This is a genomic window from Lysobacter sp. F60174L2 (assembly GCF_052547135.1).
Map to the genome: position 1 here is coordinate 532,248 of NZ_JBQWRA010000003.1, position 25,010 is coordinate 557,257.

The window sequence follows — 25,010 nt, forward strand, 5'->3', positions numbered from 1 at the left end:
ACCGTCCCGATGCAGCATCGCTTCGCCACGCTCGTCATCGCCGTTCTCGGAATCGCATTCGCGCTGCCCGCGCTCGCGGCCGACCTCACGCCGCCTGCCAGGGCGGCACTGCAACGCGTTTTGGACGGTGGCCGCGACAGCCACAGCGACGCGGTACTGGTCCTGAAGGACGGCAAGGAACTCGGCCACTACTACTCCGGCGGCACGCCGCCAGGGCCGATCGAGTTGATGTCGGCGACCAAGTCTGTGGTCGCGCTCGGCATCGGCCAGTTGATCGGGCAGGGACGCATCAAGTCGCTGGACCAGCCGGTGGCCGATTTCTATCCCGAGTGGAGGCAGGGGCAAAAACGCGACATCACCGTCCGCATGCTGCTCGACCACACCTCGGGCCTGCAGAACGTGGCGATGGCGCCGGCCGAAATCTATCCCGCGCCCGATGCCGTCCAGCTGGCGCTCGCCGCGGAACTCGAGCATGCGCCGGGCGAGGGGTTCGCCTACAACAACAAGGCGACCAACCTGCTTGCCGGCATCATCGAGAAAGCATCCGGCAAGCCGATGGACGTGTTCTTCCGCGACGGCCTGTTCGCCGAGCTCGACGTGGCGCCTGGCCCCTGGGACAAGGACGAGGTCGGCAATCCCTACGCGATGGCCGGCCTGCCACTGACCGCCGCCGATGCGGCAAGGATCGGCCAACTGGTGCTCCAGCGCGGGAACCGGCAGGGCAGGCAACTGGTACCCGCGACCTACATCGACACGATGCTGTCCCCGGGGCAGGGGGTGGACCCGTCGAGCGGATTGCTCTGGTGGCTGCGCCCGGCCTGGATGCATTTCAGTTTCGACCCCGGCAGCCTTGCGATGCTGCGCGAGCGGGGTGTTTCGGAGGATCTGGTGCAGACCCTCGGGCGGGCACTGGCGGGCGCGCGGTTCGATGGGCCGGATGCACTGATGGCGGGCCTGTCCGAACGACTGGGCGAGGATGTGTCGAGGGTCCGCGACGAGCTGGTCGGCGAGCACAGGATCGGCCCCTACCGGTTGTTCAAGATCGACCGCGGCCCCGTCGCCGCCTATGAAGCGCAGGGTTACCTGGGTCAGTACATCGTGGTTGTTCCATCGGCTGGCCTGGTCGCGGTACGCCAGGTCGAGGCGCCCGCCAACGATGGGCAGCAGCCTGAAACCGACGGCTACGGCGACTTCACCGAACGCGTGATCGAGCTGGCCGTCGCGATGGGTGATCTGGCGTCCGCGTCGACTGCCGACGTGCCCTGAGTTGCCCGCGGACGCCGTGCGCGGGAGGCTGGTTTACAGTGGGCCAAACCGCATGAAAAACCACCCATGAACAACCTCCGCATCTCCCTCGTGCAAGGCGCCACCCTCTGGCACGACCCGGCCGGCAACCGCGAGTACTACGGCGATTTGATCGCGCCGCTGCACGGCACCACCGACCTGGTGCTGCTGCCGGAGACCTTCACCAGCGGCTTCAGCAACGACGCCATCGACAACGCCGAGACCATGGACGGCCCGACCGTCGCCTGGATGCGCGAACAGGCCGCCGCGCTCGAGGCGGCGATCACCGGCAGCGTGCAGATCCGCGACGCCGACAAGGTGTTCAACCGGATGCTGTTCGTCACCCCCGACGGCGACGTGCGGCATTACGACAAGCGCCACCTGTTCCGCTACGCGCATGAACACGAGCGCTATGCCGCCGGCCGCGAGCGACTGACGGTCGACTGGAAGGGGTGGCGGATCTGCCCGCTGGTCTGCTACGACCTGCGCTTCCCGGTGTATTCGCGCAACCGCTTCGATGTCGAGCGCCCCGGCGAACTCGACTACGATCTCGCGCTGTACGTCGCCAACTGGCCCGCCGCGCGCGCCTACCCGTGGAAGACGTTGCTGCGCGCGAGGGCGATCGAGAACCTGTGCTACGTCGCCGGCCTCAACCGCGTGGGCACCGACGGCAACGGCATCCACTACAGCGGCGACAGCGCGGTGATCGATTTCCTTGGTCATCCGGTGACCGAATGCACCGACGAGGAAGTCGTCGTGACCAACACGCTGCTGGGTTCCGAGCTGGCGCGGCACCGCCAGAAGTTCCCGGCGATGCTCGACGGGGATGCGTTCCGGATTTCCTGATCGGGGCGGGATGCTTCGTTGTAGGAGCGACGTAAGTCGCGATTTCACTGATGCCCGGATTCGCCGTGAAATCGCGACTTACGTCGCTCCTACATAGGTCCGCATCCGAGTGCATAGCTGCTTCCAAGCGGCCGCGAGTCGCTCGGCGCAATCCTCATCAAGATTCCATCGGGAAGGGCGTAGTGGCGTCTTTTCCGCTCTGGATCGGAACGATCGGCGGCTTTCGCGCCTCGTGCATGGGGGTGGCGCTAGGCTTTGGCCGAACCGGAGCGACCGGAGGAGCGCACCTTGGCCATGCAACGCGAATACACCGCCGACGCGCCCGCAAGGGAGGACGTCGACGCATTGCCGGGCGCCACGGTGCTCGAGTTCGGGACCAACTGGTGCGGCCATTGCACCGCCGCCCAACCGCTGATTTCGGACGCGTTTGCCAGCCACCGCAACGTGCGCCATCTCAAGGTCGAGGACGGTCCCGGCCGGCGCCTCGGGCGGTCCTACCGCATCAAGCTGTGGCCGACCCTGGTGTTCCTGCGCGACGGTGAGGAGATCGCCCGGGTGGTACGGCCAACCGGACAACAGTCCATTGACGATGCCCTTGCCCTGGTCGACCCGGAGGAAAGCCCATGAAGCCGTCACGCCGAAACCACTGGTCCAGTTTCCCGGCCCTCGCGGCGAGCCTGCTGGCGGTGCCGCTGATGCAGGCCTGCGGCGGCGGTTCCGACCGGCCGCCGATGCTTACCGAAGGCGCCGAAACTCCGTCCATCACCTCCGACAGCGGCGCACTGGTGACCCAGCGCACGATGACCTCCGACAGCCTGCAGGTCATGTCGGTCGGCGGGCCGGAACCGTTCGTGGCCGACAGCGACCGCCGCGCGGTCTACATGCTGGCCGGCGATACCGATGGCAGCGGTTGCGCGGACGACTGCCTCACGCAGTGGGCGCCGGTCTATGCGCCGACCGGTGAGCCGGACCTCGGCGAAGGGCTGGCACCGGTCCTTGCCGGCGTGGTCACCCGCGCCGACGGCACCGCGCAGATGAGCTACAACGGCCACCCGCTGTACCACTACGCCGGCGACACGGCGCGGGGCGACACCGCCGGCCACGACCTCCGCGACGACTGGGGCCACTGGAGTCTGCTGACACCGCAGGGCCAGCCCATTGGAGAGCCGGTTGGCGCGCTGCCAAGGGACGGTGATGCTCCTGATGTCTCCGATACGCAGGAGGTTGGCGACTGACGCCACTGACGATGCATGTGGCGTAGAACACTTGATCACCGTCGCTGGCGATCAGTCACGTCTCGGCGACGGAGGCTTGCCTTGTCAATGTACGTGCAGCGGCTGCGTCCTTGCGTTCGCTGTAGCGATCGACCAGATAGTCGCTGCGCCCGCGCACCAGCAGGGTGAACTTCACCAGCTCCTCCATCACGTCGACCACGCGGTCGTAGAACGGTGAGGGCTTCATCCGGCCGTCGTCACCGAACTCCTGCCAGGCCTTGGCCACCGACGACTGGTTGGGGATCGTCACCATCCGCATCCAGCGACCGAGCAGGCGCAGGCTGTTGACCACGTTGAATGACTGCGAGCCGCCGCAGACCTGCATCACCGCGAGGGTGCGGCCCTGGGTCGGGCGCACGCTGCCGTCTTCCAGCGGCAGCCAGTCGATCTGGTTCTTGAACACACCGGTGACCGCGCCATGGCGCTCGGGGCTGACCCAGACCTGTCCCTCGGACCACTGCGACAGTTCGCGCAGCTCGCGGACCTTTGGATGCTGCTTGTCGACGCTGTCGAGCAGCGGCAGATCGTGCGGGTCGAACACCCGGGTCTCGGCGCCGAAGCGTTGCAGAATGCGCTCGGCCTCCAGCGCCAGCTTGCGGCTGTAGGACTGCGGCCGCAGCGAGCCGTACAGGATCAGGATGCGCGGGGCGTGGCGGGCCTCGGTGGGCAAGCCGAGCTTGTCGAGGCGGGGGAAATCGATGGCGTCGGGACTGACGTTGGGGAGGTCGTCGAAGGTCATGGCGGGCTTGCTTGCGGTCATTTGATTTGATTATTCTATAAAAATGGAAATGAATGACGCAATACACGCCTTGACCGCGCTGGGCCACAACACCCGGCTGTCGGTGTTCCGGCTGCTGGTGGAGGCCGGGCCGGCCGGACGCATGGCTGGCGACATCGCAGAGGCGCTGGCGGTGCCGCCGGCGACGCTGTCGTTCCACCTAAAGGAACTGTCGGCGGCGGGGCTGGTGCATGGCGAGTCGCAGGGACGCTACGTCTGCTACCGCGCCGATTTCGGCGCGATGAACGCGTTGATCGGTTTCCTGACCCACAACTGCTGTGCGGGGTCGTCCTCGGCCGATTGCGTAGCTCCGACCACCAAGGGAAAACCCGCATGAACCATCGAGTGCTGTTCCTGTGTACCGGCAATTCCGCCCGCAGCGTGCTGGCCGAGGCGACCCTGCGCGCCTGGGGTGGCGGGCGCTTCGAGGCCTTCAGTGCGGGCAGCCAGCCCACCGGCAAGGTCAATCCGTTCGCGCTGGAACAGTTGGCGGCCGAGGGCATCGCGACCTCCGGCCTGCGCAGCAAATCGTGGGACGAGTTTTCCGGTGACGACGCGCCGACTATCGACGTGGTGGTGACGGTCTGCGACAGCGCCGCGGCGGAGACCTGCCCGGTATTCTTCGGGGATTTCGTGCGCACCCACTGGGGCCTGCCGGACCCGGCGGCGGTGGAGGGTAGCGACGACGACAAGCGCGCGGCGTTCGCCGAGGCCCATGCGGTGATCCGCAAGCGGCTGATGGCATTCCTGACCCTCGCGCCGGACAAGTGGAGCGACCGCGAGGCGCTGAAGCAGGCGCTGGACAAGATCGGGTTCATCGAATCGGAGGATGGCGAGCATGTCTGAGGCGGTCGCCTATGCATCCCCGGCGCAATCGCGCCCCGGCATCGGCTTCTTCGAGCGCTACCTGACCTTGTGGGTGGCGCTGTGCATCGTGGTCGGCACCGCGCTCGGCCACTTCCTGCCCGGCAGCTTCGCCGCGCTCGGCGCGATGGAGGTGGCCAAGGTCAACCTGCCGGTCGCGGTGCTGATCTGGCTGATGATCATCCCGATGCTGCTGAAGATCGACTTCGGCGCGATGGGGCAGGTCGGGCGGCACTGGAAGGGCATCGGGGTGACGCTCTTCATCAACTGGGCGGTCAAGCCCTTTTCGATGGCGCTGCTGGCGTGGGTCTTCCTGCGCCACGTGTTCGCGCCGTGGCTGCCGGCCGGGCAGGTGGATTCCTACATCGCCGGCCTGATCCTGCTGGCGGCGGCGCCGTGCACTGCGATGGTGTTCGTGTGGAGCAACCTGTGCGACGGCGAGCCGAATTTCACCCTCAGCCAGGTGGCGATCAACGACGCGATCATGGTGTTCGCGTTCGCGCCGCTGGTGGCGCTGCTGCTCGGGATATCGGCGATCACCGTGCCGTGGGACACGCTGGCGCTGTCGGTCGCGCTGTACATCGTGGTGCCGGTGGTCATCGCGGTGGTCGCGCGCAAACTGATCGTCGCGCGCGGCGGGCCGGCGCTGCTGGAGCGCTGGCTGGCGCGGCTGGGGCCGCTGTCGCTGGCCGCGCTGCTGTTGACGCTGGTGCTGCTGTTCGGCTTCCAGGGCCGGCAGATCATCGACCAGCCGCTGGTAATCGCGCTGCTGGCGGTGCCGATCCTGATCCAGGTCTACTTCAACTCCGGACTGGCCTACCTGCTTAACCGCCGCTTCGGCGTCGCCCACTGCGTGGCCGGTCCGTCGGCGCTGATCGGTGCCAGCAACTTCTTCGAACTGGCGGTGGCCGCGGCGGTCAGCCTGTTCGGGGTGCACTCCGGCGCGGCGCTGGCGACCGTGGTCGGAGTGTTGATCGAAGTGCCGGTGATGCTGTCGGTGGTGCGCATCGTCAACCGCAGCAAGGGGTGGTATGAAGCGGGTGCCCAAGTCCGGACAACCTTGCCGGAAGTGGCCCGAACAGGGAGCGAGCCATGATTCGCGATGCAACGCCAAGTGACGCCGCTGCACTGGCGAGGATCTATAACCAGTACGTGCTCGACACCACAGTGACGTTCGAGGAAACGGCGGTGTCGAAAACGGAGATGGCCGTGCGTATCGCCGAGGTCCAGGCCGCAGGCCTGCCATGGCTGGTAGCGGAAGACGATGCCGGGTTAGTGCTTGGCCACGCCTATGCAAGCAAGTGGAAGGGACGCTGCGCCTATCGTTTCGCGGTGGAAACGACGGTCTATCTGGACGCGGCGGTGCATGGGCGGGGCCTGGGCAGGCAACTCTACGAGCGACTGCTCGCGACGTTGCGCGAAACCGGCATGCACGTGGCGATCGGCGGTATCGCGTTGCCCAACCCGGCCAGCATCGCACTGCACGAGAAGCTCGGTTTCCGCAAGGTGGGGCAGTTCGAGGAAGTCGGCTTCAAGTTCGGCCGCTGGGTCGACGTCGGTTACTGGCAACTCACGTTCTGATCCGTCCGATCACACGATCCCGGTCGCGTAGAACACTCCGATGATCACCATCACCGCCAGCGTCTTGATGATCGTGATCGCGAAGATGTCCTTGTAGGCCTGCCGGTGGGTCAGGCCGGTCACCGCCAGCAGGGTGATCACCGCGCCGTTGTGGGGCAGGGTGTCCATGCCGCCGGACGCCATCGCCGCGACCCGGTGCAGCACTTCCATCGGGATGCCGGCGGCATTGGCGTTGGCGATGAAGGTCTCGGCCATCGCCGCCAGGGCGATGCCCATGCCGCCGGAGGCCGAGCCGGTGATGCCGGCCAAGGCGGTCACGGTGATGGCTTCGTTGACCAGCGGATCATCGATCGTGCCGAGCGCGTTGGCGACCACCAGGAAGCCGGGCAGGGCGGCAATCACTGCGCCGAAGCCATATTCCGATGCGGTGTTCATGCCCGCCAGCAGGGCACCGCCGATCGCATCCTTCGTGCCATTGGCGAAGCTGGTCATCACCGGCTTCCAGGCGAACGCGATGACGCTGAAGATGCCGACCAGCAATGCGCCTTCGACCGCCCAGATCGCGGTGATCGACGACACCTGCTGCACGATCGGCGCGGCATCGCCGATCACCGCGGGGTCGAACGAGTGCGACTCGCCGTAGACGCGCGGAATCCACACGGTGAACAGCTTGTTGGCGACGCCGACCAGCACCAGCGGCAGGATCGCGATCAGCGGGTTGGCGAGGCGGCCGCCGGTGAACGCGACCGGCTCGTTGACCAGCACGGCATCACCCGCGTAACCCTCGCCGGCCTTGAGCGCGACGCGCCGACGCCAGTCCAGGTAGGCCAGGCCGACGGCAAGGATGAAGATGCCACCGATGGTGCCCAGCCACGGCGCAGCCCAGGTGTTGGTGCCGAAGAACGTGGTCGGAATGATGTTCTGGATCTGCGGGGTGCCGGGCAGGGCGTCCATCGTGAAGGTGAACGCGCCCAGCGCGATCGTGCCCGGGATCAGGCGTTTGGGGATGTCGCTCTGGCGAAAGAGTTCCGCGGCGAACGGGTACACCGCGAACACCACCACGAACAGCGACACACCGCCGTAGGTCAGCACCGCGCAGACGATCACGATCGACAGGATCGCGCGGCTGGCGCCGAACAGCTTGATGGTCGCGGCGACGATCGCCTTGGAGAAGCCCGACAGCTCGATCACCTTGCCGAAGATCGCGCCGAGCAGGAACACCGGGAAGTACAGCTTCAGGAACCCGACCATCTTGTCCATGAACAGGCCGGTGAACATCGGCGCGACCAACGACGGGTCGGTCAGCAGCACCGCGCCGAGCGCCGCCACCGGGGCGAACAGGATCACGCTGTAACCGCGATAGGCCACGAACATCAGGAACGCCAGCGCGCCCAGCACGATCAGGAAATCCATACGCCCCCACACTCCAAGCTACTTCAGTGATGTTGGAGTGTCGGCGCGCGGCCGCCGCGGGGGCATTGTCCGAAGGTACAGCTGTCCCGCCCGGCGCCGGCTCCTAGTCTTGCCGTCATGGCGGCATCCTCCGCCGACCGGCCCGGGCCGGTGAGCACGCATCCGGTTATCTGGGGAGAGGTTCTGATGGGTCGCAACGCCAAGAGTCGCAACATTTCGGGTCGCAGCGGCCTGGCCGTCGCCATCGCCTGCGCGCTGCTTGCGCCGGCGGCATGGGCGCAGGACGCCACGCCCGCGAAAGCACCCGCGCAGCAGGCCGAGGCGACCAACCTGGGCGCGGTCACAGTGACGGCGCGCAAGCGCGAGGAAACCATCCAGGACGTGCCGGTGGCGGTCACCGCGTTCACCGCCGATGCGCTGGACCGGCTCGCGATCGAGGACCTCGGCGGTCTCGACGCGCAGGTGCCGAACCTGACGATCTATGCCGCGCGCGGCTCCAGCAGCACCATCACCGCCTACATCCGCGGCGTCGGCCAGTCCGATCCGCTGTGGGGCGTGGACCCAGGTGTCGGCATCTACATGGACGACGTCTACATCGCCCGGCCGCAGGGTGCGCTGCTGGACGTGTTCGACGTCCAGCGCATCGAGGTGCTGCGCGGTCCGCAGGGCACGCTGTACGGCAAGAACACCATCGGCGGCGCCATCAAGTACATCTCGCGTGGCCTGCCGAAGGACTTCGGCGGCTTCGCCGAAGTCACCGTCGGCAACTACAACCAGCTCGACGTCAAGGCCGCCGTCGGCGGTCCGCTCGGTGGCAGCGAGGCCCTGCGCGCACGCCTGGCGGTGGCCAGCCTCAACCGCGACGGCTTCGGCCAGAACACGTTGACCGACCAGGAAGTCAGCGACAAGGAGATCCTCGCGTTGCGCGCCAACCTCGGCGCCTATGTCAGCGAGGACCTCGACATCCAGTTCGCGTTCGACTGGATGGACGACCAGTCCGGCGTGCGTGGCGCGAAGATGCTCGCACCGAACCGGTTCGTGCCGGGCTTCGACCCGATGGACAGCCGCTACGACGTGCGCAACGGCATGCCCAACATCAACGACACCATGATCGCCGGCGCCTCGGCGACGGTGAACTGGCGCGCCAACGACGACTGGGCCTTCAAGTACGTGCTGGCCAAGCGCGAATCCGACACCGAGACCAACATCGACTTCGACACCCTGCCGGCCAAGATCGCCGACGTGAAGGCGTTCTACAGCGACGAGCAGGTCAGCCACGAGCTGCAGGCCAACTTCGATGCCGGCGGCCGCGCGCGTGGCGTGATGGGCCTGTACGCGTTCGACGGCGAAGCTGGCGGGCAGGTGCTCAACAACTTCTTCAACCTGCTGTTCGGCGACACCCAGGGCACGGTCTACACCGAGAGCGTCGCGCTGTACGCCGACTGGACCTTCGACCTGGGCACGCAATGGGCGCTCAACGTCGGCGCGCGCTACACCGACGAGGACAAGAACGCCGTGGTGCTCAACCGCGGCTACACCGACGACACCTACAGCGTGCCGACCGCGACGGTGGCCGAGTTCGACAAGACCATCAACTTCAAGAACACCTCGCCGAAGGTCTCGCTGGACTACCAGGTGACCCCGGACGTCATGGTCTACGGCTCGGCGTCGCGCGGCTTCAAGTCCGGCGGCTTCAACATCCGCGCGCAGGCCACCGCGGTGCCGCGTTCGGCCGAGCCGTTCGACGACGAGGTAGTCGACAGCTTTGAGATCGGCAGCAAGATGGGCTTCCTCGACCAGACCCTGTTCCTCAACCTGGCCGCGTTCCACAACAAGTACGAGGACATCCAGCTGTCGGTGTTCACCGCGTTCGACAGCAATGGCGACGGCACCGACGACGCGTTCTTCGGAGACTTCACCAACGCCGGCTCGGGCACCGTCAACGGCGTGGAGGCCGAGTACCAGTGGCTGCCGACCCGCAACTGGCTGGTCTCCGGCAACCTGGCGTGGCTGGACGCGAAGTACGACGAGTTCCTGTACGCCGGCGCCAACATCGCCGACGAGCAGGAGTTCACCAACGCACCGGAGTTCTCCGGGGCACTCAACCTCGAGTACCGCACCGACCTGGCCAGCGGCGGCAACCTGTCGACCCGCGTGGGCTACAGCTACCAGAGCGACGTGGTGGCGACCACCGAGATCGTCCGCACCGGCGCACTGCCGATCACCCAGGACGGTTACGGGCTGGTCAACGCCGGCATCACCTGGAAGGACGGCGGTCCGTGGACGGTCAAGCTGCAGGGCACCAACCTGGCCGACGAGGAGTACCGCACCACCGGCTACAACCTCAACACCGCGCTGGGCGTGATGACCGGTTTCTACGGCCCGCCGCGTCAGTATTCGTTGAGCGTACGCTACGACTTCTGACGGCAGGTCCGGAACAACCGGGGACCCCCGGTCGGGCGGTGACGGCGGGCTTCGGCCCGTCGTTGCCGTTTTTGTCGACGAAGTCGATGGTCCCAAGGTGCGGATACGGGGCCGCGGTATTCTCGCGCCATGCTGAACTTCACCACCGTCGCCCTCGCCAGCCTGGCCTGGCTGGGACTGATGTTCGGCGTCGCGCTGTACGCCGAACGCCGGCCAGCGCTGTGGTCGCGCCACTGGCGCCACGTCTACGCGTTGTCACTGGCGGTGCACTGCACCTCGTGGACGTTCTACGGCACCGTCACCCAGGCCGCGCGCTACGGCTGGCCGCTGCCGCCCACCTTCCTCGGCGCCATCCTGCTTTATGCGCTCGCGGTCGGTTTCATGATCCGGCTGGTGCGGCTGGCGCGCGAGACCAACGCCACCTCGATCGCCGACCTCATCGCGACCCGCCTCGGCAAGGACGCGTGGCTGGCGGCGACGGTGACGCTGGTCGCCGCGCTCGGCCTGATTCCGTACATCGCGCTGCAGCTGAAGGCCGTGGCGATGAGCTTCGCGATGCTGACCACGCGCGACGGCGGCACCGTGGCGCCGGCGTGGCAGGACAGCGCGCTGTACGTGGCGCTGGCGATGGCGCTGTTCGCGATGCTGTTCGGCACCCGGAGGGCGAGTGCGACCGAGCACAACCGCGGGCTGGTGCTGGCGATGGCGGTGGAGTCGGTGTTCAAGCTGACCGCGATGCTGGCGATCGGGGCGTTCGTCTGGTTTGGACTGGATGCCTTGCCTGATGTGGTCGCGGAGGCACCGCCGGTGGCGTCGGCCGGCGGTTTCATGCCGCTGGTACTGCTGGGCGCGCTGGCGATGTTCATCCTGCCGCACCAGTTCCATATCGGCGTGGTCGAATGCCGCGACGAGCGCGACGTGCGCACCGCGCGCTGGCAGTTCCCGCTGTACCTGGTGCTGATCGCGCTGCCGGTGCTGCCGCTGGCGACCGCCGGTGCGGCGCTTCTGGGAGACACGGTGCCGTCGGACCTCTACGTGCTGGCGCTGCCGTTGTCGCAGGGGCAGCACGGGCTGGCGCTGTTCGCATTCCTTGGCGGGCTCAGCGCGGCGACCGGCATGGTCGTGGTCAGCACGCTGACCCTGAGCCTGATGATCGGCAACCACTGGTTCGCGCCCGGCCTGCTGCGCGGCGCGTGGTCGCGTAACGACGGCAGCGACCTGCGCGGCAGCGTGCTGGCGCTGCGCCGCGCCGGCATCGTGGTGATCATGCTGCTGGCGTGGGCCTACAGCCGGCTGGTGGCGGGCAGCGAGGCGCTGGCCGATGTCGGTGCGGTGTCGTTTTCGGCGCTGGCGACGCTGGCGCCGGCTCTGGCATTCGCGGTGTGGCGGCCGCAGACGCCGCCGCGTGCCGCGGTCATCGGGATCGCGGTCGGGTTCGCCGCATGGGCGTGGGTATTGCTGCTGCCGACCGTGTTCGAACTGGGCGGCGATACGCCGGGCTGGCTGGACGCCGGTCCGCTCGGATTGGGCTGGTTGGCGCCGGACGGCGTCTTCGGCCTGACTGGCTGGAGCCGTCTGGGCCGCGCGGTCGGCGCCAGCCTGTTCCTGGGTACGCTGGCGACGGTGCTGGCCGCGGTGTGGCGCCGCGACGTGCCCCGACGCGCCTACCGCGGACTGGACGCGAAGAGCCTGCGTGACGCCGGCATGCGTTTTTTGCCGCGCGAACGGGTGGCGGATCTGCTGCGCGGCGTCGCCGATACGGGTGCGGTGCCGACGCAGGTGGAGGCGGGCGTCGAGCGCGAGCTGGCGGCGGTGCTGGGCTCGGCGTCGGCGCGGGTGCTGCTCGATGCGGCACGGCGCGAGGCCGGCGACCTCGATACCGTCGCCGCGATCGTCGGCGAGGCATCGGCCGACCTGCGCTTCAACCAGCGCGTGCTCGAGGCAGCGCTGCAGAACATGAGCCAGGGCATCAGCGTGGTCGATGCCGAACTCCGGCTGGTGGCCTGGAACCGGCGCTACGCCGAACTGTTCGGCTTTCCCGGCGAGCTGCTGCAGGTCGGACGCCCGATCGCCGACCTGTCGCGCTGGGCCTTGCAGCAACTGCCACCACGAGGCGACCTGGAGCGCGCGCTGGAGCGGCGGCTGGCCTTCATGCGCGCCGGCACACCGCACCTGACCGAGCGGGTGATGCCGGACGGCAGTATCGTCGAGATCCGCGGCAACCCGATGCCCGGTGGTGGGTTCGTTGCGACCTACACCGACGTCACCGAGTTCCGTCGTGCCGAGGCCGGGCTGTTGCAGGCCAACGAGACGCTGGAGCAACGCGTGGTCGAGCGGACCCGCGAACTGGAGGTCGCCACCCGCGAGGCCGAGCGCGCCAACGACGGCAAGAGCCGCTTCCTCGCCGCGATCGGCCACGACCTGATGCAGCCGTTGCACGCCGCGCAGCTGTTCACCGATGCGCTGTCGGACCAGTTGCACGATCCGGCGCTGCGCGGCGTGCTGGTGCAGATCGGCGGCGCGCTGGATTCCACCGGCGACCTGCTGACCGGGTTGCTCGACATGTCGCGACTGGAGGGTGGGGGGCTGGTACCGCAGCCGCGCGACTTCCCGCTGGCCGAGGTGCTGGAGCCGCTGGCGTCGGAGTTCGGCGCGATTGCCGCGGCGCGTGGACTGGCATTCCGTTTCGTCGGCACCGCGGCGTGGGTGCACAGCGACCCGCAACTGCTGCGCCGCGTGCTGCAGAATTTCCTCGCCAACGCCGTGCGTTACACCACGGCCGGTGGCGTACTGCTCGGCGTGCGCCGTGATGGCGACGGTTTGCGCATCGAGGTCCACGACACCGGCCCGGGCATCCAGGCCGACATGCAACGGGCCATCTTCGACGAGTTCCGCCGTGGCGACGATGCGCCGGGGCAGGGCCTGGGACTCGGCCTGTCGATCGCCGACCGCATCGCGCAACTGCTGCACGCACCACTGGACCTGCGCAGTGCGCCGGGGCGCGGGACGGTGTTCGCGGTGCGGGTCGTACGGGCGGACGTCCCGTTGCTGGCTGCGGTGCCGCATGCTCCGCGGGGCCTCGCCGGCCTGCGCGTGCTGCTGGTCGACAACGATCCGCAGGCGCTGGATGCTTTGGCTGGCGTGCTGCGCGGGTGGGGCTGCGAGGTGGCGACCGCGGTCGATCGTGCCGGAGCCGAACGGGAGATGGCGGCGCGGCCGGCGTCACTGTGGTTGTTCGACTACCACCTCGACGACGGCGACACCGGCATCGCGTTGGCGGCCGACCTCGGCGAGCACCACGGCCCGCGCCCAACGCTGGTGCTTAGCGCGGACGGCACCCACGCCGTGCGCCGAGCAGTGCTGGAAGCCGGCTATTCACTGCTTGCCAAGCCGCTCAAGCCGCTTGCGTTGAAGTCCGTCATGGACCGCCTGATCGCCGCCACCGAGATCCGCGCCACCGCGAAGGTGCCGAAGGAACGACTGTAGGAGCGACGTAAGTCGCGATTTCACTGATATCCGGGATCGCCGTGCAATCGCGACTCACGTCGCTCCTACAACGAAGAAAGGTCCAGGCGACCAGGCTCAACCCTCGATCCGCCGCGACGGATCACTCAACTCCAGTTCCCGCAGCACCACCCCTGCCTGCGTCCGGTTGCGCACACCCAGCCGTTCGAAGATCGCCGACAGATGTGCCTTCACCGTGCGCTCCTGCACCTCCAGCCGATCGGCGATCTGCTTGTTCAGCAGTCCCTCCGCAACGAAGGTCAGCACCCGGAACTGTTGCGGCGACAGGCTCGCCAGCCGCGCAGCCAGATCGGCGTCGCTGCTCGAGCTCTGCGTACGCGCAACGGCGGCGCGCAACGGCGGCGGCAGCCATTGCTCGCAGGCCAGCACCGCGCGGATCGCGTCGCGCAGTTCGTCCAGCCCGGAGCTTTTTGGCAGGTAACCGGCCGCGCCGTGGTCGAGCGCACGCCGCACCACCCGCGGGTCGTCATTGGCCGACACCACCACCACCGCCACGCCCGGGTACTGCGCGCGGATCGCGGCGAGGCCGGCCAGGCCGTGGTTGCCGGGCATGTGCAGGTCGAGCAGGACCAGGTCGATGTCGGGCTCGGATTCCAGCACCGCCAGCACGCCGTCGAGCGACCCGGCCTCGTGTACCACCAGCCCGGCCACGGCATCAGCCGCCGCACCGCGCAGGGCGGCCCGGAACAACGGGTGGTCGTCGGCGATCAGCAGCGCGGGCATTGAAGGGCGGGCATCGCGGTGGTGGAGGATTGGCGCCCAGACTAGCAAGCGCCTCCGCGGTCGGCGTGGTACGAAGGTACGATGGCGCGGTCGCGGCGGCTTGCTAGGGTTGCGGCATGAAGATGTCCTTGTTCAACCTCTCCGCTTCGAGTCTCCCGGTGGTCGGTGCCGTGGCTTTGCTGGCCGGCTGCGCGACTTCCGCCCCCCACGCCACTTCCGCCGACGACATGGCCCCGACGTCCGGATCGAACCTGGTTTCAGCCATCGCGGTCACCGAACACCGCGGGCAGGATGATCTGCTGACCGCCGGCCTCGGGCTCGACGGCCTGCGTGCGATGACCCCGCCGGGTTTCGCCGATCCCGCTGCGCCGACGCCGGCCGAACTGCGTCGCCGCGCGATCTGGGGCAACTGGCGCGGCATCGCCGACCTCGCGCCGGGTGGTGGCTATGGTGACCTTTACGGCAGCGTTGCTGCGGTGCCAGGGCGCGAGTTCCAGGCGCTCGCGCAAGTCCCGGGCGCCAGCCAGCCACACCGCGTGCTGGTGCAGGTGCCGGACAATTTCGACCAGCAGGCGCGTTGCATCGTGGTGGCGCCGGCGTCCGGTTCACGTGGCGTGCTCGGCGCGATCGCCGTCGCGGGGCCGTGGGCGCTGCCGAAGGGCTGCGCGGTGGCCTACACCGATAAGGGCAACGGCAACGATTACTTCGACCTCGATGCGGGGTTGGGCGTCCGCCTCGACGGCACCATCGGTGCGCCGTCGGCGGACCAGCCGCTGGCGTTCGTGCCGGAACCGGCGACCGGCAGCGGTATCGCGGTCAAGCACGCGCACTCGCGCGACAACCCCGAGGCCGACTGGGGACGCCACGTGAAGCAGGCTGCGGAATTTGCGCTGCAATCGCTGGACCAGGCCTTCCCGGATGCAGCGCCATTCGCGTTCGACAACACCACGGTGATCGCGGTCGGCATCTCCAACGGCGGCGGCGCGGTGCTGCGCGCGGCGGAACTCGAAGGCGACTGGCTCGACGCGGTCGTCGCCGGCGAACCCAACGTGCAGGTCGCCGGGGCGCGACCGCTGTACGACTACATGACCGAGGCGGCGCTGCTGATGCCGTGCGCGCTGCCTGCACTGGGCATCCCGCCGATGCCGACCGCGGCGGCGCATTGCGCGGCATTGGCCGAGGCCGGGCTGGTCTCCGGTTCGACGCTGGAGCAACAGCAGAAATCCGCCTACGACACGTTGCGCGCAAATGGCTGGACCGACGCCGCAATGCGCGCCGGCTCGATCAGCGTCGCCTTCGACCTGTGGCGCGCGGTGGCGGTGACCTACGCCTCGGCCTACGGTCGTTATGGCGCGGACGAGCATCCTTGCGGCCATTCGTTCGCGGCGCAGGAGAAGAACGGTACGCCACGACCGGCAACCGCAGCCGAACGCGCCGCTTGGCCGGCCGATGGCGGTGGCATCCCGCCGGGTGCCGGCGTCGGCATCATCGCGCCGACGGCGGATGCAACCGCTCCGCTGGCGCAACTGCAATGCCTGCGGGCGTTGTGGGACGGCGAGGGCGCCGATGCCGGGCGCGTCCGTGCCGGTATCGAGGAAATCCGCGCCGGGCTGCCGCGCGAAGGCCTGCCGATCATGGTGGTCCACGGCCTCGACGACGGTTTGATCCCGTCGGCCTTCAGCAGCGCGCCGTACGTCGCCGCCGCGCAGGCGGCGGAGCGCGACGTGCGCTACTGGCAGGTCCGCAACGCCCAGCATTTCGACGCCTTCCTCGGCCTGCCGGTTTACGGCGCGCAGTACGTGCCGCTGCTGCCGTATGTCTACGAGGCGTTGGACCGGACCTGGGCGCACCTGCACGACGGTAGGTCATTGCCGACCGATGCCGTGATCGAAACGACGCCGCGCGGCAAATCGGACACTCCATTGGAGGCTGCCGACCTCGCCATCCCACGTTGAAACTGGTGCGGGGCCATGCATGATGGTGCTGCTGCGCGGCTGGAGTTGTGCTAGGTTCAGCCGACCCCATCGATTTCAGCGGAGGAAATGACGATGAAGATGCATGCGGGCTTTTTGATACCGACGATCCTGCTGGCCAGCTGTGCCACCACTACCAGCGATTGGGCAGTGCTGGATGCCAGTCAGTCGGATCGGGTGGAGCTGGTATCGCAATCCGGCGTACGGGGCAACGATGCGAAGGCGCGACAGACAGCGCTGCGGACATGCGAGTCCAGGGGCTACGCTCGCACCATTGAACTGGATGATCGTGCGATGACCTGCAGTTCCGCTGCCAGCGCGCAATGCGCTACCACGCGGAGGGTTGTGACATTCGAGTGTCGTCCTGCGAGGGACGATCATCCGGTGGCTTTCAACGGCACCTTGAAAAAATAGGAAAAGGCGCCGCTCCGCGACCAACTGGCGTTGTCATCGGTAAAACACCCCCGCGACCCTGGCAATCCATTATCCGCATTAACCTGGCGATTCCGCCCTAAAGTCCTTGACTTGAAAGCGCTTTCAACAAGGATTAGGTTCGTGAAGCCTGTTCGATCACTTCAGCGGAGGAAGTCTAGTGAAAATGCGGTCAACTGGAGTTTGCGTGATCGTATTGGTGCTCGGGGGGTGTGCCACTACGACCAGCGATTGGGTTGTATCCGAAGCAGGCTCCGTCAATGAGGTGGTCGTGGTATCGGGACAACTATCCAACCACGCGAAAGCACGGCGGACTGCACTCCAAGCCTGTGTGTCGAGAGGTTACGGAATCGCGGTGCAGCTGACGAAGATTACTGAAGTCGCCCGGTTCGAGTGTCAACCTTATGAGTTCGCACATAGACCGAACGGTTATCTGACCGCGTTCTAACGAGACTTACTGGAAAAGGGCGCCGAGGCGCCCTTTCTGAATCAGCCGCCGTTGCGCGGCCCGCGGTTGCCGCCGCCGGGACGGCCGCCGCGGGGCGGGCCCTGGCGCGGACCACCGGGCTTGTTGCCGCCCGGACGCGGGCCACCCGGGCGACCGCCGGGCTTGCCGGACGGCCGCGCACTGCGTGACCTGTCGCCGTACGGGTTGAAGCCGCCGGGGTTGGCGTGGTCGGACGGGAAGGTCGGCGCATTGCCGGGATGGCCGTAGGGACGCGGAGCGCGTTGGCCCTGTCCCTGGCCTTGGCCGCCACCACCCGGACCGCGCTCGCCGCGACCCTGGTAACCGCCACCACCGCCTCCCGGGCGCGCGCCGCCACCGGAGCGCCCACCGGGCTTGCCATACGGCTTCTTCGGGCCGCGGCCGTCGGCGTTGCGATGCCCGCTCGGGCCGGTCTCGACGCCGTCGGGCACGTACCAGGTACGGAAGGCGGCTGGGTTGCCGTCGGGCAGGGCACGCGCGCCCTTGTCCTTGCGTTGCTTGAACGGCTTCTGCGATTGCTTGGCCGCGGCCTCGCCGCTGACGGTCAGGCCGCCGTGGCGCTTCGGGCCACCGCGACCACGGCCGCCGCGGTCTTCGCGGACGTTGTCGAAGCGCCGCAGCTCGCGACCTTCGTCGGCGGTGGTCACGTGGCCGCCGACATAACCGGGGCCGGCGCTGCGACCGCTGAGGTTGATCGTCGACTTGCTCGCCTTGCGCTGGCCGATCACCGGCTGCAGGGTCAGCGCCGATGGCGTGCCGTCCTCGAGGCCGAGGTCGGCGCGCAGCTTCTCGACCTTGTCGTTCTCCAGTTCCTGCGACTGCCCGCGCATCAGCTCGCGCGGCAGCGAGACGTCGCCGTAGCTGATCCGCTTGAGCCGGCTGACCTGGCAACCCTGCGATTCCCACAGGCGCCGCACTTCGCGGTTGCGGCCTTCCTTGACCACCACGCGGAACCAGTCGTGCGAGTCGGTGCCGCCGATGCGCTCGATGTCGTCGAACTTCGCCGGGCCGTCGTCAAGGGCAACGCCGCGCTTGAGCCGGTCGGGGATGTTGTCGGGCACGCGGTCCTGGCCTTCCGGTGCGCGCACGCGGCAGACGTACTCGCGCTCGACTTCGAACGACGGATGCATCAGCGCGTTGGCCAGCTCGCCGTCGGTGGTCAGCAGCAGCAGGCCGGTGGTGTTGATGTCGAGGCGGCCGATCGCGATCCAACGCGCGCCCTTGAGCGCGGGCAGGGCCTCGAAGATGGTCGGGCGACCTTCGGGGTCCTCGCGGGTGGTCACTTCGCCTTCGGGCTTGTTGTACATCAGCACGCGCGAGGGCTCGACCAGCGCGCTGGCGACGAACTGGCGGCCGTCGATCTCGACCTTGTCGCCGCTGCCGATGCTCTGGCCGACCTGCGCGACCGCGCCGTTGACCTTGACCAGGCCGTCGGCGATGCGCTGCTCGAGCGCGCGGCGCGAGCCGAGCCCGGCCTGCGCCAGTACCTTGTGGAGCCGTTCCTCCAGCCGCGGGGCACCGTTGCCGGCGTCGCTGCCGCGCTTGAGGGACAGCTTGTTGCGTGTTTCTTCAGTCATTTCAATTGCTCCGACGAGGCCAGTTCGGCGTCGTCATCCTGGGGTTGCTCGTCCACGGTCGGGGATTCGACGTCGTGGGATTGGGGGGCGGAGTCGTCCGCTTCGTCCGCGCGAGGGTCCGGCGCGGCGTCGGTTGGGGGGTCGCTGGCGTCATCGACAGCGGTGTCGTCGGGTGCCGGTCCGGTTTCAGCGTCGGCGCGGTCATCGACGTCGGCAGTGATTTCGGCCTCGCCGGTCGCAGTCGCATCAGCTTCGGTTTCAGTTTCAGCTTCAGCGGGCTCCGCTTCGCCCTCGTTGCCGATCCCACCGGCCTCGATCGTCTTCGGCGCGTCCTTCTCCGCATCGAACTGGAACTGCGGTTCCAGCTCGCCGATGTCCTTCAGTTCCGACAGCGGCGGCAACTCGTCCAGCCGCTTCAGCCCGAAGTAGTCGAGGAAAACCTTGGTGGTGCCGAACAGCGCCGGCTTGCCGGGCACGTCGCGATGGCCGACCACGCGGATCCACTCGCGCTCTTCCAGCGCCCGGATGATGTTGCTGCTGACCGCCACGCCGCGCACCTGCTCGATCTCGCCGCGGGTGATCGGCTGGCGATAGGCGATCAGCGCCAGCGTTTCCAGCGTCGCCCGGGTGTAGCGGGTCTGGCGCTCGGTCCACAGCCGGGCGACCCAGCGGTGGACGTCGGCCTTGACCTGGTAGCGGAAGCCGGAGGCCAGCTCGACCAGTTCGACGCCGCGTTCGGCGCAGTCGGCCTGCAGGGTTTCGATCGCCTGGCCGACGCTGCCGGCGGGTGCCGGCTCGTCTTCCGGGAACAGCCCGTTGAGCTGCGCCAGCGTCAGCGGCTGGTTGGCCGCGAGCAGGGCGGCCTCGATGATGCGGGTGATCAGGGTCTGGTCCATTCAGTTCGTTCGGTTGGCGACTCAGGCGTCGTCGTTGGCGGCGTCGTCGAACTCGCTGCTGAGCTGGATTTTCGACGGGTCGGTGTTGAGCGCGAGCGACTTGACGTAGATCGGTGCCGGCGAGGTGGTGCTGGCGTCCTTGGGGGCTTCCTGCACGATCTCGATCAGCTGCTCCTTGGCCAGGGTCAGCAGGCCGAGGAAGGTGACCACCACGCCCTGCTTGCCCTCGCGCGGTTCGAACAGGCTCTCGAAGCGGTGGAACGCGCCGTCCTCCAGCCGCGACAGCAGCTCGCCCATGCGCTGGCGGACGCTGAGGGCATCGCGCTTGATCGCGTGCTGGGTGTACAGCTCGGCGCGCTTGAACACGTCGTGCAGGGCCAGCAGCATCTCGCGCAGGTCGACTTCCGGCGGCAGCTTGATCGAGGCCCGGTCCGGCACGAACGCCTGCGCCGGGGCGGTGTCGCGGTCCTGCCGGGGCAGGGCGTCGATGTCCTCGGCGGCCTTCTGGAAGCGCTCGTACTCCTGCAGTCGCCGCACCAGTTCGGCGCGCGGGTCTTCTTCTTCGCCTTCCTCGTTGACCGCGCGCGGCAGCAGCATGCGCGACTTGATCTCGGCCAGGATCGCGGCCATCACCAGGTATTCGGCGGCGAGCTCGAAACGCATCTCGTGCATCGCCTGGATGTAGTCGACGTACTGGCGGGTGATCTCGGCCACCGGGATGTCGAGGATCTCGAGGTTCTGCCGGCGGATCAGGTACAGCAGCAGGTCGAGCGGTCCTTCGAACGCGTCGAGGATGACCTCCAGCGCGTCCGGCGGGATGTACAGGTCCTGCGGGATCTGCAGCACCGGCTGGCCGTGGACCATCGCCAGTGGCATTTCCTGTTGCTGCGGCCGGGCCGGCGCCGGAATCGCATCCGTCGCTTCGGGACCGGCCGCGGCCGGGGGAGTCTGGTTCTGGTCGGTCACGTTGTCGCCCGGCACGTTGTCGTCGGTCGTCTCGGACGCGGGGTCATTGATCATGCGGGACCGGTCCCTCCGGACCGTGGCGCAAACAGTGGAACTCGGTTGATGCGTGGCATGCGTCCGGCGGAACAGCGGACCGGTTTGCGCTCGTACGGTTCGGGCAAGCGCGCCGCGTCGGGGACGTGGCGGCGGATGGCATGGATTCGTCGAGTGCGGGCCGTGGTGGGCAGCAGGCCGTGTTGGGGGCACGGGCATCGCGATGGCGCGGGCCGGTCGCGACGGGCCGCTGCTTCAGGCCTCGATATGACATGTAGGGTACGGGCTGGCGAAACCGCTGTCCAGCGGGGTTGTGGCCGGGATTCACGGGCCGCGTGGCCGCTACAATCCGCCCAGCCCCAGCCGGGGCATGAGCCGCCCAGGCAGGGGAGACGTGGACATGTGGTACGTGATCGAGGGATATGACGGCGAGAACGTGTTGGACCAGCGCAAGGCGGCGCGCCCGGAACACCTCGCACGCCTGACCGCGCTGGCCGAAGCCGGCCGGTTGCTGCTGGCCGGTCCGTGCCCGGCGATAGACGCCCGGGATCCGGGTCCGGCGGGTTTCAGCGGCAGCCTGGTGGTGGCCGAGTTCGAGTCGCTCGAGGCCGCCCGGGCCTGGGCCGACGGAGATCCGTATACCGCTGCCGGTGTCTACATCCGCACCGAGGTACGGCCATTCAACCCGGTGCTGCCGTAAGTACCTCGCCCTCGGCAGGGTGATACGGGCCGATATCCACGCACTCTGATGCGTGCGTGTACGGCTGTCGGCGCTGGCTGGCGGTCGTCGTATTCATCCCATCGTCACGGCTCCTTACCGGCCGTGCCGGGACAATCCGCGGCCGCCTCGCCGGTCCTTGCATCCGCACGCCGGCGCAGGTCTGTATCCGTCACGCCAGCGAGAGTCCCATGCCGCAGTTTCCCCCGTTTGCCCGCCCGGTCCGCCGGCTGCTTGTCGTCGCCCTGACCGGATGCCTGGCTGCCACCGTCGCGCCGTCCGTACTGGCCCAGAGCACCGCCGCCACGATCCGCGGCGAGGCCACCCTGGACGCCGCACCCGCCGCCAACGCCCGGGTTACCGCCACCAACGTGGCGACTGGCCTGACCCGTAGCGTCAACGCGGGCGCCGATGGCGGTTATTCGCTGGCAGGCCTTCCGCCAGGCGAGTACCGGGTCGAGATGGTGGCCGATGGGCGCACCGATTCGCAGGTCGTGACCGTGCAGGTCGGCCAGGTCGCCACCCTCGACCTCGCCACCGGTGGCCTGGACGAAACCGCGACCGGCGAGGTGGACACCCAACTGGACACGGTGGAGGTCAACGCCACCGCGCTGGTGGAAACCCGGACCTCGGAAGTCGCGAACTACGTCACCCAGAAGCAGATCGAGGCACTGCCGCAGGCATCGCGCAACTTCCTGGCCTTCGCCGACACCGTGCCCGGCATGCAATTCGTCAGCGGTGGCGAGAGTGGCTACAGCAGCCTGCGCAGCGGCGCGCAGTCGTCCAACGGCGTCAACGTGTTCATCGACGGCGTCGGCCAGAAGAACTACGTGACCAAGGGCGGCGTGAGCGGGCAGAACAGCAGCCGCGGCAACCCGTTCCCGCAGTTGGCGATCGGCGAGTACAAGGTCATCACCTCCAACTACAAGGCCGAGTACGACCAGATCAGCAGCGCCGCGGTCACCGCGGTGACCCGCTCGGGCACCAATGAGTTCGGCGGCAGTTTCTTCTGGGATCGCACGTCCGACCAGTGGCGTGAACCGACCCCGCGCGAGGAGGCGGACGGGGCCAAGGTGCCGTCGATGGAGGAGCAGTACGGCGTCTCCTTCGGTGGCCCGATCATCCGCGACCGCCTGCACTTCTTCCTGACCTACGAGGCGAAGGATTTCTCGCAGCCGCGCGAGGTACGCATCGGCGAGGATTTCACCGTCGACCAGTTGCCGGAGCACCTGCGCCCGCTGGTCGGCAACAACCAGGCCCGGTTCAACGAGGATCTTTACTTCGGCAAGCTGAGCTGGCAGGCCAGCGACTCCCAGTTGCTGGAGCTGACCGCGAAGCGCCGCGAGGAAACCGGCCTGCTGCTCGACAGCGGCATCAACACCGCCAGCCGGGCCAAGACCGACAACAACGAGGAAACCCGTCTCGACCTGCGCTGGCAGGTCAACGCCACCGACTGGCTCAACGATGCGCACCTGACCTGGGAGGAGAGCTTCTGGAACCCGCGCTCGAAGGTGATCGCGCCGGGCTACCTGCTCTACACCTGGCCGCTGGACGGGGAGGGCAACCCGCAGGAACGGCAGATCCTCGCCGCCGGCGGTGGCGCCGACTACCAGGACAAGGGCCAGCAGGGCCTGGGCCTGCAGAACGACTTCACCTGGTACGGGTGGAGCGGGCACACGATCAAGGTCGGCATCAAGTACAAGCAGGTCGATGTCGAGGCCTTCGAGCAGCAGCCGTACAACCCGCAGTTCCGCTACGACATCGCCGGCGACCCGACCATTCCCTACCAGGTCGACTTCAATGCCAGCACGCTCACCGCGGACCGCCGTGTCACGTCCGGCAACAAGCAGTTCGGCATTTACATCCAGGACGACTGGGAGGTCAACGAGCGCCTGACCCTGAACCTCGGCGTGCGCTGGGATTACGAGGAGACGCCCGGCTTCCTCGACTACGTGACCGACGAGGGCATCGCCACCGCGTTGCGCGGCTGGGGCAACATCGCCGACACCGATTACGACATCGAGGATTTCATATCCACCGGCAACAACCGCAAGGCGTTCAAGGACGCCTGGCAGCCGCGGCTGGGGTTCTCGTATGACCTGAACGCTGACGGCCGGCATGTGATCTTCGGCGGAGCGGGCCGCGCCTACGACCGCAACCTGTTCGACTACCTCGCGCTGGAGCAGTCCAAGCACACCTTCCCCAGCTACCAATACCGTTTTGATACGGCCGAACACCCGTGCACCGTGGGCGAGGGCAACTGCGTGGCATGGGACCCGGGCTGGCTCGACCCGGCGCGGCTGGAGGAACTGGCCGCGGCCAACCCGAACCTCGGCGCGGAGGTCAACCTGATCGACAACGACCTCAAGACGCCGTACTCGGACCAGTTCAGCCTCGGCATGCGCAACGTCGTCGCGCTGGGCCAGGTGGACTGGAATACCTCGGTCACGCTGGCGCATATCCGCAGCTACGACGGCATCTACTTCGCGCTCGGAAACCGCTTCCCCGACGGCAGCTTCCGCGACCCGGCCAACCCGGGCGCGACCTGGGGCAACCAACCCTGGGGCGAAGCCATTCCCGGCTACGGCACCCTGCTGATCGCACGCAACGGCATCGAGACCGAACTCGACAGCCTGCTGCTGTCGCTGGAGAAGCCGTACACCGCGGACTCGGGCTGGGGCGTGACCGTGGCCTACACCTACAGCGATGCCAGCGAGAACCGCCTCAACGCGGCCAATTCCGACGAGCATTACCTGTTCGACTACCCCGGGCTGGACGGGCAGCCGATGCTGGCCTCGGTCGGCATCTCCCGCCACCGCCTGGTGACCACGGGCATCTACGACGCGCCGTGGGGCATCACCGCCTCGGGCAAGCTGACCCTGGCCACCGCGCCGGTCCGGGATGCGGTCAACTGCTTCGCCGCCGTGAGCAATGACCATTGCTTCTTCGATCCGTACACCCCGCACACGGGTTTCAAGCAGTTCGACATCGCGCTGCAGAAGCGCTGGGACACCGGCACCGACCTGTCGCCCTGGGTGCGGTTCGACCTGATCAACGCCTTCGACTGGCGCAACTGGACCGACTTCCAGAACGACCGCGGCGGCCCGGGCGCCGGGCGCGCGGACTGGGGCACCCGCAACGGCGACGGGATCCTGCTGCCCACGCGCACCTTCAAGCTTTCGATGGGTTTCGACTGGTAGGCCCGCGCCGCGCCCG

Annotated in this window: 20 protein-coding genes; 14 read left to right on the forward strand and 6 right to left on the reverse strand. The window is 67.9% G+C overall.

Features of this window, described 5'->3' with window-relative positions:
* Nucleotides 1-9: 9 nt before the first annotated feature.
* From ACT9AS_RS11435 to ACT9AS_RS11450, 4 genes are all read left to right on the forward strand, one after another.
* Nucleotides 10-1,266: a serine hydrolase gene (locus ACT9AS_RS11435; protein WP_445100249.1), complete on the forward strand. Its 1,257-nt coding sequence runs from the start codon at nt 10-12 to the stop codon at nt 1,264-1,266.
* A gap of 66 nt (nt 1,267-1,332) precedes the next feature.
* Nucleotides 1,333-2,130: an amidohydrolase gene (locus tag ACT9AS_RS11440; protein WP_445100250.1), complete on the forward strand. Its 798-nt coding sequence runs from the start codon at nt 1,333-1,335 to the stop codon at nt 2,128-2,130.
* A 288-nt stretch (nt 2,131-2,418) separates the two neighbouring features.
* Complete coding sequence (locus ACT9AS_RS11445; RefSeq protein WP_445100251.1) at nt 2,419-2,757, forward strand: thioredoxin domain-containing protein; 339 nt, start codon at nt 2,419-2,421, stop codon at nt 2,755-2,757.
* Nucleotides 2,754-3,365 (forward strand): COG4315 family predicted lipoprotein, encoded by a 612-nt coding sequence (locus ACT9AS_RS11450; protein WP_445100252.1) that lies wholly within the window; start codon nt 2,754-2,756, stop codon nt 3,363-3,365. Before ACT9AS_RS11445 ends, ACT9AS_RS11450 begins: the two co-directional genes overlap by 4 nt.
* Nucleotides 3,366-3,420: 55 nt before the next feature.
* Here the strand turns inward: ACT9AS_RS11450 and arsH are convergent, their stop codons facing one another.
* A complete protein-coding gene (gene arsH, locus ACT9AS_RS11455; RefSeq protein ID WP_445100368.1) occupies nt 3,421-4,143 on the reverse strand; it encodes an arsenical resistance protein ArsH in 723 nt (240 codons plus the stop codon).
* A 43-nt stretch (nt 4,144-4,186) separates the two neighbouring features.
* Between arsH and ACT9AS_RS11460 the strand changes: the two genes are divergently transcribed.
* The 4 genes from ACT9AS_RS11460 to ACT9AS_RS11475 are packed head-to-tail and all read left to right on the forward strand — an operon-like array spanning nt 4,187 to nt 6,627.
* The gene (locus ACT9AS_RS11460) at nt 4,187-4,519 is read left to right on the forward strand and encodes a metalloregulator ArsR/SmtB family transcription factor (protein ID WP_445100253.1); all 333 of its coding nucleotides are present in this window, start codon (nt 4,187-4,189) and stop codon (nt 4,517-4,519) included.
* Nucleotides 4,516-5,028, forward strand: coding sequence for an arsenate reductase/protein-tyrosine-phosphatase family protein (locus ACT9AS_RS11465; RefSeq protein WP_445100254.1), 513 nt, complete (start codon nt 4,516-4,518; stop codon nt 5,026-5,028). The genes ACT9AS_RS11460 and ACT9AS_RS11465 overlap by 4 nt, the downstream gene beginning before the upstream one ends.
* Nucleotides 5,021-6,142 (forward strand): ACR3 family arsenite efflux transporter, encoded by a 1,122-nt coding sequence (arsB, locus tag ACT9AS_RS11470; RefSeq protein WP_445100255.1) that lies wholly within the window; start codon nt 5,021-5,023, stop codon nt 6,140-6,142. Before ACT9AS_RS11465 ends, arsB begins: the two co-directional genes overlap by 8 nt.
* Nucleotides 6,139-6,627, forward strand: a complete 489-nt coding sequence (locus ACT9AS_RS11475; protein ID WP_445100256.1) for an arsinothricin resistance N-acetyltransferase ArsN1 family B — start codon at nt 6,139-6,141, stop codon at nt 6,625-6,627. Before arsB ends, ACT9AS_RS11475 begins: the two co-directional genes overlap by 4 nt.
* Nucleotides 6,628-6,636: 9 nt before the next feature.
* On the opposite strand, the gene ACT9AS_RS11480 is transcribed toward ACT9AS_RS11475, so the two are convergent.
* The gene (locus ACT9AS_RS11480; protein ID WP_445100257.1) at nt 6,637-8,040 is read right to left on the reverse strand and encodes a GntP family permease; all 1,404 of its coding nucleotides are present in this window, start codon (nt 8,038-8,040) and stop codon (nt 6,637-6,639) included.
* A 186-nt stretch (nt 8,041-8,226) separates the two neighbouring features.
* Between ACT9AS_RS11480 and ACT9AS_RS11485 the strand changes: the two genes are divergently transcribed.
* Together ACT9AS_RS11485 and ACT9AS_RS11490 are read left to right on the forward strand one after the other, a co-directional pair.
* On the forward strand, nt 8,227-10,464 hold the full coding sequence (locus ACT9AS_RS11485) for a TonB-dependent receptor domain-containing protein (protein ID WP_445100258.1): 2,238 nt from the start codon (nt 8,227-8,229) through the stop codon (nt 10,462-10,464).
* 129 nt (nt 10,465-10,593) lie between these two features.
* Nucleotides 10,594-13,950: a PAS-domain containing protein gene (locus tag ACT9AS_RS11490; RefSeq protein ID WP_445100259.1), complete on the forward strand. Its 3,357-nt coding sequence runs from the start codon at nt 10,594-10,596 to the stop codon at nt 13,948-13,950.
* A gap of 96 nt (nt 13,951-14,046) precedes the next feature.
* On the opposite strand, the gene ACT9AS_RS11495 is transcribed toward ACT9AS_RS11490, so the two are convergent.
* Nucleotides 14,047-14,712, reverse strand: a complete 666-nt coding sequence (locus ACT9AS_RS11495; RefSeq protein ID WP_445100260.1) for a response regulator — start codon at nt 14,710-14,712, stop codon at nt 14,047-14,049.
* Between the two features lie 116 nt (nt 14,713-14,828).
* Here ACT9AS_RS11495 and ACT9AS_RS11500 point away from each other — a divergent pair, with 116 nt between their 5' ends.
* Both ACT9AS_RS11500 and yecR read left to right on the forward strand, forming a co-directional pair.
* Nucleotides 14,829-16,667 carry a 3-hydroxybutyrate oligomer hydrolase family protein gene (locus tag ACT9AS_RS11500; RefSeq protein WP_445100261.1) on the forward strand — a complete coding sequence of 613 codons (1,839 nt, stop codon included), beginning with the start codon at nt 14,829-14,831 and terminating at the stop codon, nt 16,665-16,667.
* Nucleotides 16,668-16,760: 93 nt separating this feature from the next.
* Nucleotides 16,761-17,099, forward strand: a complete 339-nt coding sequence (yecR, locus tag ACT9AS_RS11505) for a YecR family lipoprotein (protein ID WP_445100262.1) — start codon at nt 16,761-16,763, stop codon at nt 17,097-17,099.
* Nucleotides 17,100-17,606: 507 nt separating this feature from the next.
* Here yecR and ACT9AS_RS11510 read toward each other — a convergent pair.
* Genes ACT9AS_RS11510 through ACT9AS_RS11520 form a run of 3 tightly spaced genes read right to left on the reverse strand, consistent with a single transcriptional unit; the run spans nt 17,607 to nt 20,953 of the window.
* Entirely contained in the window at nt 17,607-19,181 is a 1,575-nt protein-coding gene (locus tag ACT9AS_RS11510; RefSeq protein WP_445100263.1) for a pseudouridine synthase, read from the reverse strand.
* A complete protein-coding gene (gene scpB / locus ACT9AS_RS11515) occupies nt 19,178-20,077 on the reverse strand; it encodes an SMC-Scp complex subunit ScpB (protein ID WP_445100264.1) in 900 nt (299 codons plus the stop codon). The genes ACT9AS_RS11510 and scpB overlap by 4 nt, the downstream gene beginning before the upstream one ends.
* Nucleotides 20,078-20,098: 21 nt before the next feature.
* Nucleotides 20,099-20,953: a segregation/condensation protein A gene (locus tag ACT9AS_RS11520; RefSeq protein WP_445100369.1), complete on the reverse strand. Its 855-nt coding sequence runs from the start codon at nt 20,951-20,953 to the stop codon at nt 20,099-20,101.
* A gap of 523 nt (nt 20,954-21,476) precedes the next feature.
* Between ACT9AS_RS11520 and ACT9AS_RS11525 the strand changes: the two genes are divergently transcribed.
* Nucleotides 21,477-21,776 (forward strand): YciI family protein, encoded by a 300-nt coding sequence (locus ACT9AS_RS11525; protein WP_445100370.1) that lies wholly within the window; start codon nt 21,477-21,479, stop codon nt 21,774-21,776.
* 209 nt (nt 21,777-21,985) lie between these two features.
* Complete coding sequence (locus ACT9AS_RS11530; protein WP_445100265.1) at nt 21,986-24,994, forward strand: TonB-dependent receptor domain-containing protein; 3,009 nt, start codon at nt 21,986-21,988, stop codon at nt 24,992-24,994.
* Nucleotides 24,995-25,010 lie beyond the last annotated feature (16 nt).

What these genes read in the sequence shown, in the direction of transcription:
- ACT9AS_RS11500 (WP_445100261.1), top strand. Translation starts at nt 14,829, where the DNA reads ATGAAGATGTCCTTGTTCAACCTCTCCGCTTCGAGTCTCCCGGTGGTC.
- yecR (WP_445100262.1), top strand. Translation starts at nt 16,761, where the DNA reads ATGAAGATGCATGCGGGCTTTTTGATACCGACGATCCTGCTGGCCAGC.
- ACT9AS_RS11435 (WP_445100249.1), top strand. Translation starts at nt 10, where the DNA reads ATGCAGCATCGCTTCGCCACGCTCGTCATCGCCGTTCTCGGAATCGCA.
- ACT9AS_RS11460 (WP_445100253.1), top strand. Translation starts at nt 4,187, where the DNA reads ATGGAAATGAATGACGCAATACACGCCTTGACCGCGCTGGGCCACAAC.
- ACT9AS_RS11475 (WP_445100256.1), top strand. Translation starts at nt 6,139, where the DNA reads ATGATTCGCGATGCAACGCCAAGTGACGCCGCTGCACTGGCGAGGATC.
- ACT9AS_RS11530 (WP_445100265.1), top strand. Translation starts at nt 21,986, where the DNA reads ATGCCGCAGTTTCCCCCGTTTGCCCGCCCGGTCCGCCGGCTGCTTGTC.
- ACT9AS_RS11525 (WP_445100370.1), top strand. Translation starts at nt 21,477, where the DNA reads ATGTGGTACGTGATCGAGGGATATGACGGCGAGAACGTGTTGGACCAG.
- ACT9AS_RS11495 (WP_445100260.1), bottom strand. Translation starts at nt 14,712, where the DNA reads ATGCCCGCGCTGCTGATCGCCGACGACCACCCGTTGTTCCGGGCCGCC.
- ACT9AS_RS11450 (WP_445100252.1), top strand. Translation starts at nt 2,754, where the DNA reads ATGAAGCCGTCACGCCGAAACCACTGGTCCAGTTTCCCGGCCCTCGCG.
- ACT9AS_RS11465 (WP_445100254.1), top strand. Translation starts at nt 4,516, where the DNA reads ATGAACCATCGAGTGCTGTTCCTGTGTACCGGCAATTCCGCCCGCAGC.
- ACT9AS_RS11520 (WP_445100369.1), bottom strand. Translation starts at nt 20,953, where the DNA reads ATGCCACTGGCGATGGTCCACGGCCAGCCGGTGCTGCAGATCCCGCAG.
- ACT9AS_RS11510 (WP_445100263.1), bottom strand. Translation starts at nt 19,181, where the DNA reads ATGACTGAAGAAACACGCAACAAGCTGTCCCTCAAGCGCGGCAGCGAC.
- ACT9AS_RS11490 (WP_445100259.1), top strand. Translation starts at nt 10,594, where the DNA reads ATGCTGAACTTCACCACCGTCGCCCTCGCCAGCCTGGCCTGGCTGGGA.
- scpB (WP_445100264.1), bottom strand. Translation starts at nt 20,077, where the DNA reads ATGGACCAGACCCTGATCACCCGCATCATCGAGGCCGCCCTGCTCGCG.
- ACT9AS_RS11480 (WP_445100257.1), bottom strand. Translation starts at nt 8,040, where the DNA reads ATGGATTTCCTGATCGTGCTGGGCGCGCTGGCGTTCCTGATGTTCGTG.
- ACT9AS_RS11440 (WP_445100250.1), top strand. Translation starts at nt 1,333, where the DNA reads ATGAACAACCTCCGCATCTCCCTCGTGCAAGGCGCCACCCTCTGGCAC.
- ACT9AS_RS11485 (WP_445100258.1), top strand. Translation starts at nt 8,227, where the DNA reads ATGGGTCGCAACGCCAAGAGTCGCAACATTTCGGGTCGCAGCGGCCTG.
- arsB (WP_445100255.1), top strand. Translation starts at nt 5,021, where the DNA reads ATGTCTGAGGCGGTCGCCTATGCATCCCCGGCGCAATCGCGCCCCGGC.
- arsH (WP_445100368.1), bottom strand. Translation starts at nt 4,143, where the DNA reads ATGACCTTCGACGACCTCCCCAACGTCAGTCCCGACGCCATCGATTTC.